Source organism: Oceanobacillus sp. J11TS1 (assembly GCF_018333215.1).
Taxonomy (GTDB): Bacteria; Bacillota; Bacilli; order Bacillales; family Amphibacillaceae; genus Oceanobacillus.
Genome location: NZ_BORO01000008.1, coordinates 49,359 through 63,016, shown reverse-complemented (window position 1 = coordinate 63,016; position 13,658 = coordinate 49,359). Strand labels below are relative to the sequence as shown.

The window sequence follows — 13,658 nt, the reverse complement described above, 5'->3', positions numbered from 1 at the left end:
AGCTGATTTTACTATAAAACTCAAGGTGCATTCTTTTACGTTTACCTGTAATCTGGAAATTATTTTTGAGCAAATCCTGCAGGGACTGCTTTTATTCTGCTTGCAGTTTCTTCTCCTTTAATGGATTTCATTTTAGACGTTTGAGATAAACGTTATTTGATGGGCTGACGGCATAGTTATCTGCTTGTTTCGGTGATATGAACAGATTTTTTAGTGCATACAAGAAGAGAGTGATTACACAAACCACTCTCTTCTTGTATTATAAACCACATTTTAATTGTGCACCGCAGCTTGTACATGTATTACATCCGCCAATGTCCTGGACACTTCCTTCACGGCATACAGGACATGTATCTCCTACCTCTGAACCAATTGTTACATTGGTTTTATCTAATTCTTGAATCGTGTCCATCAGCACAACTTTTTTCTTATCTTCAGGGAATAATTCTGTCTGCTCTCCTATTTGATTATCTTCTGCTTTTAAAGTAAGAACTTGAGAGTCCCTGCTTCCATCAACATAGACCGTGCCACCCTTTGCACCGCCTTGATAGAGACGACGGTAAACACTCTCTACTTGGTCTACTGTATAACCTCTAGGGGCGTTGACCGTTTTAGATATAGAACTATCCACCCAGCGCTGAATAACACACTGTGTATCGGCATGTGCTTCAGGACTTAAATCCATCGCAGTTACAAACCAATCTGGCAGTTCTTGATCACGAGCTTCCGGATGGGCATTTAAATATTCTTGGACAATATCCGCTTTTACCTCTATAAATTTACCTAATCGTCCGCTTCGGAAATAAGAGAACGAGAAGTAAGGTTCTAGACCAGTACTTACACCGACCATCGTTCCTGTACTACCAGTTGGCGCTACAGTTAAGAGATGGGAATTGCGGATACCGTGTTCTAATACACCTTCTCGAATGTCAGCTGGCATTTTTTTCATATAGCCCGTTTGTATAAAACGTTCCCGCAAAGCCCTTGTTTCTTCTTCTGTTTCACCAATTAAAAACGGGAAGCTTCCTTTTTCTTTCGCCAATTCAATGGAAGTTCGATAAGCGGTTGTTGCAATGATTTCAAACACTTGGTCAACAAGCTTATTTCCTTCCTCTGAGCCATAAGCTGTCTCACAATAAATTAATAAATCATGCAGTCCCATAACTCCTAAACCAACACGTCTTTCACCTAAAGCCTGTTCTCTATTTTCCTCTAAGAAATATGGCGTTGCATCAATGACATTGTCTTGCATGCGCACACCAGTCTTGACAGTATCTTTTAATTTTTCCACATTCACCGTTTTCGTGCTCTTATCAGCCATCTCAGCAAGATTGACAGCAGCTAAATTACAGACAGAGTATGGAGCAAGCGGCTGCTCACCACAAGGGTTTGTTGCGACAACCTGCTGACCATAGCTTGTCGCATTGGTCATATCATTGGCATTATCAATAAAGAAAATGCCCGGTTCTGCTGAATAAGTTGCGCAAATATTGATTAAGTTCCATAGCTCTTTTGCTTTTACTTTACGGTAAACACGAACACCATAACCCATTTCTTCCCACTTACGGACGTCTCCAACTTGATGCCACTGTTCATTATAAGCTTCCATTTCTTCTGCTGTATAATTCTCTACATCTGGGAAACGCAACTCATAATAATCGTCCTTTTCCACAGCCTCCATAAATTCCTTTGTAATACAAACAGAAATATTTGCACCTGTCAGGAAGTCTGGGTTGTGGACGGAATAAGTTCCGCCATCACGTAATTGATCATCTGCCTGCTTCATTACAGCATCTGTAAATCCACCCTGGCCTGGTATGGCTTTATAATTAACAATGCCTTGGTATAAATCAAACTCTGTTTCAGTCAGTGGCTTAAATTTTAGCTTTTCTTTAGCGAGTTGCTTAATTTGTTCATCGGTTGTATTTTCAATTAAATAGCGTAATATACGCGGATTTTGCATTTTAGAAATAATAAATTCAATAATATCTGGATGCGAATCAACAAGCATGATCATTTGTGCCCCGCGTCTAGAACCGCCCTGTTCAACCAGATTGGTCAGTTTAGCTATATCGTCCAGCCACGAAACGCTGCCTGAAGATTTTCCATTAACTCCTCTAGCTAGTGCATTACGTGGTCTTAATGTAGAACCGTTCGTACCTACACCGCCACCGCGTGACATAATCTCCATCACCTGTTTACGGTGGTCCGAAATTCCTTCACGTGAATCTTGTATAAATGGCATTACATAACAATTAAAATAAGTTACATCTGTTTCAGCACCTGCTCCGTATAACACACGCCCTGCCGGAATAAAATTCAAAGATGCTAATTGATTATAGAAAGCATCGAATGACGCAGCTTTTTTTTCCTCTGTTACCTCTACCTCTGAAAGTCCAGCCGCATTTCTTTTTGCGATTTGTTCATAATAAATTTCTAAAGGTTTCTCAATCACATCAAGAGATCGCGTTATAATACCGCTTTCCCTCTCCTCTTCCTTATCTAAAACACCTATATAATCTGATTCAACAGCCACTTCCGCCTTATTATCTTCCCAGTTAATATCTATAATAAACCCAAGGCCGCGCGCCGGGAATTTAGGGTCAGCTTTTACGGTTAAGACTACAAAATCTCCCTTTTTCAATGTTTTTTTCTCTGTATCTTTATATGCATATCTATCAAGCATGACTAGCCTGGAAACCCCTTGATGTGTAATGTGCATTTCTTTCGTAATTGGATGAACTGCTTTAAATTTTTTAATATCCTCATTAAGAGAAGTGATATTCACTTTTCTTATTGATTCAAATTGGATAGTCAATATTATCGCTCCTTGTTTAACGGTTATCTATATACAGCTTATCATATCCCCGCGCCATTCGACAATATATAGTATTATTTTCATCATTCAAACCACAATATATAGGCAATTATCAGAATAGGAAGTATTTTTTCTTGAACTAATAAAAATGAAGCAAAGGTCCCTTTCACATGGAGGATGATTGATCTTTTCACAATAAATGTCCATTTATCAAATAAAAACTTTGAAAAATAAAATCGCTGCCCATATAATGAATATGTAGAATATAAAGATAGACGGGGGAAACAAAATGACATTTTTAATCATTGCTCTAGTTGTTCTGCTTGCGATTGGAATTTTTCGCTTCTATAGACAACGCACTTATTTAAATGTATTGACGGAAGACCAATTTCGAGAAGGATATCGTAAAGCACAGTTAATTGATGTACGTGAGCCGCAAGAATTTGAGAGAGGACATATACTAGGAGCGCGGAATATACCAGTGACACAGATGAAACAGCGTCTCGTTGAAATGCGAAAAGACAAGCCTGTATATCTGTACTGTCAAAACAGCACTCGTTCAGCAAGAGCTGCACAATTATTGCATAAAAAAGGATTTAAGGAGATCTATCAGTTAAAAGGTGGATTTAAAAAATGGACAGGTAAGATTAAAACAAAAAAATAGTCTTCCTTCATTGAAAACACTTATGACTGCGAAGGAAGAAATAAATTAAAGTTAGATATTATAAAAACAATAAAAGCTGATGTAGAGCAAAATCTCTAGATCAGCTTTTATTATTCCGTACCTTCCTCTTCTCTCGGACAGCCATTTTTTGATGCAACAATTCATCGCAGTATGCTCTCCACACAGGAATTTTCTAAGAATGCACCTTATAGTGGATGTTCAAAAAGTCCGGTAAAAATGACACTTCGGGAAAAGGAACTTCTACTAAAGTCGCCCACGTCGTGTGGGCAACGTAGAAGTCACCACCTCCTGTGGAAGCTCGTTGGCTTGCTTTTCCGCTCCTCATGTACCTTTTGATGTACACTCCGGTGCTCAAATCTGCGCCGCCTTGAACTTCTCGGTCCTTTTTATCCTCCTTTTTGAACACGCACTTATACTTGTTCCTTTAATAATAATAAAGAGCGAAATTTATCTCTCTCTTTAGCTACTCCCTATATCGCAAAATTGGTTTTCGAGCAGCGGTTGCTTCATCCATTCGCTTCACAATTGTATTGTGCGGGGCCTCCTGGACAATTTCCGGATTTTCTTCTGCTTCTTTTGCAATATGAAGCATTGTATCAATAAAGGAATCCAGTGTTTCTTTAGACTCTGTTTCTGTTGGTTCAATCATCATCCCCTCTTCTACATTCAGCGGAAAATAAATGGTTGGCGGATGAAAATCAAAGTCTAATAGTCTTTTTGCCATATCCAGCGTTCTGACACCTAATCTTTTCTGAATGCTTCCAGATAATACAAATTCATGCTTACAATGCTGCGGATAAGGCAATTGAAAAGCTTTTTCTAATTTACGCATCATATAATTTGCATTTAACACAGCATATTCACTGACCTTTTTCAGACCTTGTGCACCCATTGTGCGAATATACGTATACGCACGTAAATTAATACCGAAGTTCCCATAGAAAGGTTTTATTCGTCCAATAGATTTTGGCCTATCGTTATCAAATGTATAATAATCATCTTTTTTAATAATCACCGGCTTTGGCAAATAAACTGCCAGCTCCTCACTGACTCCAACCGGCCCCGAACCCGGTCCGCCGCCTCCATGTGGTCCGGTAAATGTTTTATGAAGATTTAAATGTACAGCATCAAAGCCCATATCTCCAGGTCTTACATAGCCCATAATGGCATTTAAATTTGCCCCATCATAATAGAGCTTACCGCCTGCTTCGTGGACGATTGCTGCCATTTCTAAAATCTCTTTTTCAAATAAACCTAAGGTATTAGGATTCGTAAGCATTAATGCAGCTGTATTTTCACCAACTACACGCCGTAAATCATCAAGGTCAACTAACCCTTCTTCATTCGATTTCACAGTAACTGCTTCGAAACCCGCAACCGCTGCGGATGCTGGATTTGTTCCATGCGCTGAATCTGGTACAATCACCTGATTTCGGTGGTGGTCCCCATTTGCTTCATGAAATGCACGTATCATCATTAATGCGGTCCATTCCCCTTGCGCTCCAGCTGCTGATTGCAGGGAAACTTCATGCATACCAGTAATTTCTTTTAAAGATTCCTGCAAATCATAGAGCATTTCCAAAGCTCCCTGTACTGTACTTGGATCTTGATATGGATGAATATGGCTAAAGCCCTCTAAACGCGCAATGTCTTCATTTATTTTGGGATTATATTTCATCGTACAGGAACCAAGTGGATAGAAACCAGAATCAACACCATAATTTCGAGATGCTAACCCTGTATAGTGGCGAATAATATCCAGTTCACTTACTTCTGGAAGCTTCGGGGCTTCTTTTCGGATATAAACTTCATCTAGCTCACTTTCTAAATCAAAGGATTCGGTATCTAACTCCGGCAGACTATAGCTCGTTCTTCCTTCTTTACTGCGTTCAAATAATAGTGGAAAATTTTTATCAGACATGAATATCCCCCAATTCTTTTGCAAGTTGATCGATTTCTTGTTTCGTACGAATTTCCGTGACAGCAACGAGCATCTGACCTTGAAAAGCATTATCAACTCGGCCTAAGTCAAAGCCTCCAAGAAAACCCTTTTCGAGCAATTCTGCATTCACTTCCGAAATATCCTTATCCAGTTGGATAACAAATTCGTTGAAAAAAGGACCATCATGAACAATAGGAATACCATGTTCCATTAATTTCTTTTTAGCATAGCGGGCTTTCTGCATATTTAATGCTGCCATTTTCCGTATTCCATGCTTCCCAATGGAACTCATTGCCACGGCACTGGCTAAAGCATTTAATGCTTGGTTGGAACAAATATTGGATGTTGCTTTGTCGCGGCGGATATGCTGCTCACGTGCCTGCAGAGTTAGTACATACCCTCTCGCGCCATTTTCATCTTTTGTTTGCCCAACTAGGCGCCCTGGTACTTTTCGCATTAATTTCTCCGTTGTAGCAAAGTAACCACAGTGCGGTCCGCCAAATTGAGCCGGAATACCAAAAACTTGTGTATCTCCTGTTACGATATCTGCGCCAAAATCTCCTGGGGGAGTTAAATATCCCAGAGCAAGTGGATTACTGGATACAATAAGCATTGTTTTTCTTTGATTGTCTAATAACTCTTGAATGGATTCCATTGGTTCAATCTGCCCAAAGAAGTTGGGATATTGGATAACAACACCTGCTATGTCTTCGTTTAACAGCTCCTTCAAATTGGTAAGGTCTGTTTTTCCATCTTTTAATTTTATTGGCACAATTTCAATCGATTGCCCTTTCGCATAGGTATGAATTACCTGTTTATACTCCGGGTGAACTGCCTCTGATACGAGCACTTTTTTTCGTTTTGTCTGTGCTGCACTTAAATTAACTGCTTCTGCTAAAGCAGTCCCGCCGTCATACATAGAGGAATTTGCTACGGGTAAGCCAGTCAACTCAGAAACCATCGTTTGAAATTCAAAAATTGCCTGTAATTCCCCTTGAGAGACTTCTGGTTGATATGGCGTATACGCAGTATAGAATTCAGATTTTGAAATAACATGGTCCACGACGGAGGGAATATAGTGATCATATACACCTGCACCAAGAAACGATACCACATCTTTTGTTGATGTATTTTTATTTGCTAATGCCGTTAATTCCTTCGTCAGTGCATACTCGCTCTTTGGTGCTTTTAATTTCATCTCTTTTTTTAAACGAACGTGACTTGGAATATCAGCAAATAATTCCTCTGTGCTCTCAATGCCTATTTCATCCATCATTTCTTGTTTATCACCACTTGTCATTGGTAAATAACGAAACTCCATCTTGTCTCCCCCTTGTAATATTTATTACGTTGATAAAATAAAACTTCATTCCGGCGGAGGCTTTTGCTTTTCTCCCACGGAAAAAGCCTGCGTAAATCAGAATTAGCGCCCATTTTCCCCCTGCCATTCTTGAGGAAACACTAGCTTAGATGTTTGCGTCCCCCGAAAGCCCTTACCCGGCTAACATTCGTATTAGTTCAAGGCGGGAAATTTAGGGACAGTTATCTGTGATAAAATGGTGTTTTGACCACCTTTGCTTTTAAACGACGCTTACGAACTTGAATTTCCACCTCTGTATCTAATACTGTATATTTCGAGTCTATAAGTGCTAAGCCGATATTTTTATTCAATGTTGGTGATTGTGTGCCTGAGGTAACAAAACCAATTTCTATATCGCCATGATAGACAGGATAGCCATATCTCGGAATTCCTTTGTCAATCATTTCAATTCCTGCAAGCCCTCGCTCTGCGCCCTCATCTACTTGCTGTTTAAGCACTTTCTTTCCGATAAAATCAACTTCTTTGTTCACTTTAACAGCAAACCCTAATCCAGCTTCTATCGGTGAAATATCTGGACCCAACTCTTGCCCATATAAAGCCAAGTTTGCTTCAAACCTTAATGTATCTCTGGCTCCTAAACCAATCGGCTGGATACCTTCTTCTTTCCCTTTCACCAGCAAAAGCTTCCACAGATCTATTCCATTCTGGGAATCTAAATATATTTCAAAGCCATCCTCTCCTGTATAGCCTGTTCTTGAGATAAGAGCTTCTCCATCGATTCCATCTATAACTACGCCTTTCTTAAAACGAAAGAAAGATATATCATCCAATGAATCTTTTACAACCTTCTGCAATATTTGCTCGGCTTTCGGTCCCTGTAAAGCTAGTTGTGCAAAATATTCCGATTTATTTTTCAACATAACATTTGGATTGTTATTATTTTGTATCTGTAGCCATTCAAAATCCTTATACGTATTTGCAGCATTAACAACCAGCAAATATTCATTTTCGTCAAGCATATACACAATTAGATCATCTACTGTACCGCCGTTTTCATAGCACATCATTGTGTATTGTGCTTTGTTTGGTTTAAGCTTTGAAATATCGTTGGTTAATACCGATTGTAAAAATTTTGCACTCTCTGAACCACTCACCAAAATTTCACCCATATGAGACACATCAAATAGTCCAGCTTTTGTCCGGACTGCCTCATGCTCTTCTTTAATACTTGAAAATTGAACAGGTAACTCCCATCCCCCAAAATCTATTGTCTTTGCGTGTTTCTCGTAAGCTGGAAATATTGGTGTACGCTTTAATTCGCTCATCTGATCCTCCCCTTTTCACAATTAACTTTAAAATGTTTCAAAATATAAATGTTATTTTTGCATAAAAATAGAGACTTCTTCCAAAAAGAAGTCTCTGTCCTCAAACCAGAAAGTTGCGTATACACATTAGAAATGGAACTTCATGCTACAGGGAATGTCCAAGCTTCCCGAGATGAATGAACCCAAGCTTTCCACGCCTCCTCCCTAACTCGCTTTTTAAGGCGAATCAAGAAAGCATTTACAACTTGATGAAATGTGATACTTGCTTCGTGGGTGGTTTATAACGGTAAAAAAAGAAAGTATTTTTCTTCCTCGTTATAAACACTCTCCAGAGTTGCGTCCTACAAGAGTCTTTTTGCCTGAGAGATTCGCTCTTAACTTGCTCCTTCGGCGTTACATATCTGTAAGCTCTCCCCTTGTAATCATCCGCTGATAGAATATATTGATGTTGGTTATACTATAAGATATACGTAATCCTATGTATATTCAGCAAGAAAAAGCCTTTTACAAAATTATATCATAAATTTTAAAAAAGTAATAGGAAGGACCAATATTTTAATGAGAGGATGTGAATGGAATAGATGGATTCTATACAAATTCGTCATGATAACCAATTTATAAATGACTTAGAATCAGCATTTCATGATGAAAACAGGTTAACAAATTGGGAGCTTTTCCGCATGGCTTACCAGACAATGAATGTGACAAAAAGGCCATCTTTTAGCGGTTTGCAAGCATTACAATACTTACCCCATCTCGATATTTTAGATCATCAATTACATGCAGCTGAACAAGTCATTGAATCCATGAATGGGCGTGCCATTTTAGCTGATGAGGTCGGGCTTGGAAAAACGATTGAAGCTGGTCTTATATTAAAAGAGTATATGGTAAGGGGATTGGTGAAAAAAGCATTAATTCTAGTTCCAGCCTCTCTCGTTAATCAATGGGAAAAAGAATTGAATGAGAAATTTTTAATCCCTGCTATCGCTTATCGAAAGAATTATAGCTGGGAGGATAATCCGATTGTTATATCTTCCATTGATACGGCAAAGCGTTCCCCAAACCAGGAGGCAATTTTAAATTTAAATTATGATTTTATCCTTGTCGACGAGGCACATAAATTAAAAAATGAACAAACCAAAAACTATCAATTTGTTCGGGAATTAAAGAAAAAATACTGTCTTTTATTAACTGCAACCCCTGTGCAAAATAGGCTATTAGAATTGTTTAACCTTGTCAGTCTCTTAAAACCTGGCCACTTAGGGAATTATAAAACATTTACAGAGAAATTTGGCAAAGACCGAAAAAAAATGGAACAGGATCCTTTTCTACGCAAATTGGTTCAACAGGTAATGGTTCGAAACACACGAAAAGATACAACGTTGAACAATTCTAAACGGAAAATCCATACGATATGGACCTCTTTACCTGAAAACTATGAAAAGGTTTATCAACAATTGATGCAGCTTTCCTTTGGAATGGCTTCTTTTGCCAAAATCACCTATTTACGAGAGTTCTGTTCTTCACGAGAGGCTTGCTTTACTTCCCTTATAAAGCTAGGTACCCAGGGAGAAAATACAGCCATTCAAGAAGCAATTGAACAAATCCAACAATTGGAGCAGCATCCGAAAGCTGAAAAGTTAATCGAGCTGATTAAATCACTAAACGGAGAAAAAGTAATTGTTTTCACAGAATACCGTGCTACCCAATATTACTTGCAATGGTATCTACAGCAGCATGGCATCTCTTCTGTCCCGTTTCGCGGTGGATTTAAACGGGGGAAAAAGGACTGGATGAAACAATTATTTAAAGATCATGCACAAGTGCTGGTCACAACAGAGGCCGGTGGAGAAGGAATTAACTTGCAATTTTGCCATCATCTCATTAACTATGATCTTCCATGGAATCCCATGCGGTTGGAACAGCGAATCGGCCGTATTCACCGTTTTGGTCAAGAGTCAGACGTGCACATCTATAACCTTGTTACAAAGCAAACGATTGAAGAACATATATTGTCCATGCTTTATGAGAAAATACATCTGTTTGAAAATGTGATTGGCAATTTAGATGCCATTTTAGCTGAGTTGAAAGTGGATAGTATGGAAAAAGAAATAGAATCCATTTATCAAGAGTCCACTTCTCCGGGTGAAGTGCGCATTAAACTAGACAATTTGACATCTGTTATTGAGCAGGCAAATCAAGAAATCAGAGAGGAGGAGCTCTATAAAGATGGAACAGCAAATTGATTTAACACAGTTTCTAATGAATTATTTTAAAACAAAACAGTGTGAGATTCTTTCAAATAAAGAGGGACAAATCCATGTTCAGCTTACAGAAGAAATGGATCGGGAGTTAATGAACCGTCCATTCTACTGGCACTACATTAAGAAAATCGGACGAGAAGGAGAACCACTGACACTTCGCCTGATTACAGATAAAGAAAAAACAAAAGAGCCTGGTGAATGGATTCATTTTGGCAGTCCTAGACTACACCAAATCATGAATAAACTGACAGAAAAAGAGCGTTATACAAAGTTATTCGAAGTAATCCATACGACACAAAATACGCCGTTATACCCTTGGCTTGTGCTGAATATAAAAATTAGTTACCGGGGAGCCAGGCATAAAGATGAAATTTTCTCAGTAGGTTTGCAGCTGCTTCATGGAAATATGACCTTAAATATGATGGAGCATTTAGAAGAATTAAAGTTGGAAAGAACAATCTCAGATTATTGCTATACGCTAACGCCTATGATTAAACTGCAGAGCGGTTTTAATCGAATTCAAAATCTCTTATTGCAGCACGTAAAAAATCAAGATAATACGTGGGCAAATGAGTCTATCAAACAATGGGAATCAGAGAAAATAACGCTAAAACATTTTTACGAAGAAGAATTGGATCATCCAAGATATTTGGAAGAATTAGAAGCACTCGAGAAACGATTTAAACCAGAAGTCATTTTTCAGGTCATTAATGGCGGGATGTTTTATTTAGCGCAATCAGCTTTAAATAAAAAATAGTCGTAACGATTCACGACTATTTTTTATTTTGAGTAGAAAAAGAAGGCTTGGCACAGGTGAACGAACACTCAAACTTATGACTGTGGTGAAAAGTCGACACGAGCTCTGGGTAAGGCCGACTAACACTTAGCTACATCCTAATCCAACATCCACTGAGTTTTATTACCTCCGCCTCAATCCAGTTCGTCCGTTGCTGAACGCTTTGTGCTTTTGTTGTGATACCAGGATTGAATAGAGAAAGGAATAACGCCTAGCCATCTATTGCTATAGAATGGATTAGAAGTTTTCTTTTTTTGTTTACGCTCTTTCTTTTCTTCTGCTGATAAATGCATGTATTTCATCATTTCTTCTGTTAAAAACCGAATATAGTCGTTGCTCTTCATAAGTTTAATGCTCCTTTTAAAGGTAATCTCTTATCTATAGCTTAAACAATAGAAAAAATTTTTATTCTTTTTTTTAAAAAAAGAAGGAGAACCTGGAAACGTGTCGAATTATAGATTATGTCAGAAATATTCGTAAGGAGGTGAGTTAATGAATCACGTCACAAAACTTTCTGACGACCTCTTTCAATCCGCAATCAAGCTACAAGCTTCCGACATTCACTTTTATCCTTATGAGCAGCAGACTGAAATCTATTTTCGAATTCACGGGAAACGTACCTTTAACCGAACTATTTTAACGAAACAATATCAGTTGCTCAGAACTTTTTTCAAATTTAGTGCAAATATGGATATTGGTGAAACCAGAAAGCCACAGCACGGTTCATTACCTTGGAAATTTGAATCGAAGGATTACGCACTTCGGATCTCGACGCTTCCTCATTACCAGCAAGAGAGTATTGCTATTCGGATTCTTCCCCAAAATGACAGCTTACCATTAGAACATTTATTTCTTTTTTCTAGCCAGATACAACAAATGCGCCGTTGGATGAATCAAAATTCCGGGCTTATTTTAGTAACTGGAGCAACAGGCAGTGGAAAATCGTCTACTTTATATTCTCTGTTAGAAATGGAAATCAAAGAAAATCCCTGTCAAATTATTTCCTTAGAAGATCCGATTGAGAGAAAAATAAATCAAATTCTGCAAGTACAAATTAATGAACATGCTGGAATATCCTATCAAGTTGGCTTAAAAGCTGCGTTACGTCACGACCCAGACATCCTAATGGTGGGAGAAATCCGTGATAAGCAAACAGCACGATTTGCGGTAGAAGCTGCTCTGACTGGTCATCTTGTCCTTAGTACCCTTCATGCCAAAAATGCTATTGGCACTATTTTCCGTTTAAAAGAAATGGGGATCAAAACGGCAGATCTGCATCAAGTGCTTATTGGTATCGGAGCTCTGCGGCTCATCCCGATTACGAGGAAAAATAAACAACAGCGAAGTGCTATCGGAGAGTTAATTGATGGGCCTTTCTTAACCCAAGCGATCGAGGGCACCTTGCAAAACTTACCAGAAAAACAGCAATTTAAAAATTTACAAAGGAAGGCATTTGCTTATGGTTTTACGCAAACTGTTCCCCCTCAATAACAAAAAAATAACCATCGCCACACAGCTTCAATTTCTTCACGTTTTGAATCGAATGCTATCAAGGGGACTCACTTTAACGAATTCCTTGGATACGATGAAATACTACACCGAGTTAACGCTCATTTCTAAACAAGTTTTAAGCCGTCTTGAAGCTGGACAATATTTAGATGAAGCAATGGATGAAGTTGGTTTTCACCATTCGATTATTTCCTATCTTTTTGTAGTACGGGAGAAAGCCAATATATCGGAACGAATTGAACAATGTTGTCAACTATTTCAGCAACGCGTTCATTACATGCGTAAATTTCAACAAACTGTGCGTTATCCAATCATATTAATGTTTGTTTTTAGCGGTTTGTTATTTTTTATTTACAGACGTGTCATTCCTTCCTTCCAACAGCTCATCGTTGGAGAAATGCCTATGTTGCTGCAAATTGTTATCTTTCTATCTACTTGGTTTGGATATGTCCTATTTATCCTCCTTCTATTTTTCATTATCGGTATTGTGATTTGGTTATTTTTAAAAAACAATATCTCCTTAGAAACAAGAATGTCTTTATACAGGAAGATTCCCTTCTATCGCTCCTATGTAAAGCGGCAAACTTCCTTTCACTTTGCTACTTTATACAGTTCTCTCTTACACACTGGTATGCCAATGAAGGAATTACTGAATTATATGTCCAAACAGACAAAACTCCCCTTTATTTCTTACTATGCAAAGCAAATACAATTAGAATATTTTAAAGGTCGGTCCATTCACGGACTTTTAACTACCATGGATTTTTTAGAAAATCATCTGACTGATATTTTATCTTCCAATATGGATGCAACAAGCTTAGCAAAGGATTTAGCCATCTATGCAGACGTTTCTATCGATACCATGTATCAGCGACTTCAGAAACGGATTGTATATATCCAGCCTATCTTTTTCTTAATTATTGGCGCGTTTATCGTATTTATCTATATTAGTCTGATGTCACCCATGTTTGAATTAATGAATACGATGTAAAGGAGCT

10 protein-coding genes and 1 riboswitch are annotated in these 13,658 nt (G+C 38.2%); of the genes, 5 read left to right on the top strand and 5 right to left on the bottom strand.

Annotated features, from left to right (window positions below; genetic code table 11):
- Positions 1-259: 259 nt before the first annotated feature.
- Complete coding sequence (locus tag KI343_RS08555; RefSeq protein ID WP_212925994.1) at positions 260-2,818, bottom strand: vitamin B12-dependent ribonucleotide reductase; 2,559 nt, start codon at positions 2,816-2,818, stop codon at positions 260-262.
- Between the two features lie 289 nt (positions 2,819-3,107).
- Here KI343_RS08555 and KI343_RS08550 point away from each other — a divergent pair, with 289 nt between their 5' ends.
- The gene (locus tag KI343_RS08550) at positions 3,108-3,482 is read left to right on the top strand and encodes a rhodanese-like domain-containing protein (protein ID WP_212925993.1); all 375 of its coding nucleotides are present in this window, start codon (positions 3,108-3,110) and stop codon (positions 3,480-3,482) included.
- A gap of 484 nt (positions 3,483-3,966) precedes the next feature.
- Here KI343_RS08550 and gcvPB read toward each other — a convergent pair whose 3' ends face one another.
- The 3 genes from gcvPB to gcvT all read right to left on the bottom strand — a co-directional run bounded on the left by gcvPB (position 3,967) and on the right by gcvT (position 8,091).
- Positions 3,967-5,424, bottom strand: coding sequence for an aminomethyl-transferring glycine dehydrogenase subunit GcvPB (gene gcvPB / locus KI343_RS08545; RefSeq protein WP_212925992.1), 1,458 nt, complete (start codon positions 5,422-5,424; stop codon positions 3,967-3,969).
- The gene (gene gcvPA / locus KI343_RS08540) at positions 5,417-6,766 is read right to left on the bottom strand and encodes an aminomethyl-transferring glycine dehydrogenase subunit GcvPA (RefSeq protein ID WP_212925991.1); all 1,350 of its coding nucleotides are present in this window, start codon (positions 6,764-6,766) and stop codon (positions 5,417-5,419) included. Before gcvPA ends, gcvPB begins: the two co-directional genes overlap by 8 nt.
- A 221-nt stretch (positions 6,767-6,987) precedes the next feature.
- Positions 6,988-8,091 carry a glycine cleavage system aminomethyltransferase GcvT gene (gene gcvT, locus KI343_RS08535; protein ID WP_212925990.1) on the bottom strand — a complete coding sequence of 368 codons (1,104 nt, stop codon included), beginning with the start codon at positions 8,089-8,091 and terminating at the stop codon, positions 6,988-6,990.
- A 337-nt stretch (positions 8,092-8,428) separates the two neighbouring features.
- A riboswitch (glycine riboswitch) is annotated at positions 8,429-8,517 on the bottom strand.
- 155 nt (positions 8,518-8,672) lie between these two features.
- On the opposite strand from gcvT, the gene KI343_RS08525 reads away from it, so the two are divergent.
- Together KI343_RS08525 and KI343_RS08520 are read left to right on the top strand one after the other, a co-directional pair.
- On the top strand, positions 8,673-10,337 hold the full coding sequence (locus tag KI343_RS08525) for a DEAD/DEAH box helicase (protein ID WP_212925989.1): 1,665 nt from the start codon (positions 8,673-8,675) through the stop codon (positions 10,335-10,337).
- Positions 10,321-11,112 (top strand): YqhG family protein, encoded by a 792-nt coding sequence (locus tag KI343_RS08520; protein WP_212925988.1) that lies wholly within the window; start codon positions 10,321-10,323, stop codon positions 11,110-11,112. Before KI343_RS08525 ends, KI343_RS08520 begins: the two co-directional genes overlap by 17 nt.
- A gap of 173 nt (positions 11,113-11,285) precedes the next feature.
- On the opposite strand, the gene KI343_RS08515 is transcribed toward KI343_RS08520, so the two are convergent.
- On the bottom strand, positions 11,286-11,495 hold the full coding sequence (locus KI343_RS08515; RefSeq protein ID WP_212925987.1) for a YqzE family protein: 210 nt from the start codon (positions 11,493-11,495) through the stop codon (positions 11,286-11,288).
- Between the two features lie 148 nt (positions 11,496-11,643).
- On the opposite strand from KI343_RS08515, the gene comGA reads away from it, so the two are divergent.
- Both comGA and KI343_RS08505 read left to right on the top strand, forming a co-directional pair.
- The gene (gene comGA, locus KI343_RS08510; RefSeq protein WP_212925986.1) at positions 11,644-12,642 is read left to right on the top strand and encodes a competence type IV pilus ATPase ComGA; all 999 of its coding nucleotides are present in this window, start codon (positions 11,644-11,646) and stop codon (positions 12,640-12,642) included.
- Positions 12,611-13,651 (top strand): type II secretion system F family protein, encoded by a 1,041-nt coding sequence (locus KI343_RS08505; RefSeq protein ID WP_212925985.1) that lies wholly within the window; start codon positions 12,611-12,613, stop codon positions 13,649-13,651. The genes comGA and KI343_RS08505 overlap by 32 nt, the downstream gene beginning before the upstream one ends.
- The last annotated feature ends 7 nt before the right edge of the window (positions 13,652-13,658 follow it).

What these genes read in the sequence shown, in the direction of transcription:
- KI343_RS08550 (WP_212925993.1), top strand. Translation starts at nt 3,108, where the DNA reads ATGACATTTTTAATCATTGCTCTAGTTGTTCTGCTTGCGATTGGAATT.
- gcvPB (WP_212925992.1), bottom strand. Translation starts at nt 5,424, where the DNA reads ATGTCTGATAAAAATTTTCCACTATTATTTGAACGCAGTAAAGAAGGA.
- gcvPA (WP_212925991.1), bottom strand. Translation starts at nt 6,766, where the DNA reads ATGGAGTTTCGTTATTTACCAATGACAAGTGGTGATAAACAAGAAATG.
- gcvT (WP_212925990.1), bottom strand. Translation starts at nt 8,091, where the DNA reads ATGAGCGAATTAAAGCGTACACCAATATTTCCAGCTTACGAGAAACAC.
- KI343_RS08525 (WP_212925989.1), top strand. Translation starts at nt 8,673, where the DNA reads ATGGATTCTATACAAATTCGTCATGATAACCAATTTATAAATGACTTA.
- KI343_RS08520 (WP_212925988.1), top strand. Translation starts at nt 10,321, where the DNA reads ATGGAACAGCAAATTGATTTAACACAGTTTCTAATGAATTATTTTAAA.
- KI343_RS08515 (WP_212925987.1), bottom strand. Translation starts at nt 11,495, where the DNA reads ATGAAGAGCAACGACTATATTCGGTTTTTAACAGAAGAAATGATGAAA.
- comGA (WP_212925986.1), top strand. Translation starts at nt 11,644, where the DNA reads ATGAATCACGTCACAAAACTTTCTGACGACCTCTTTCAATCCGCAATC.
- KI343_RS08505 (WP_212925985.1), top strand. Translation starts at nt 12,611, where the DNA reads ATGGTTTTACGCAAACTGTTCCCCCTCAATAACAAAAAAATAACCATC.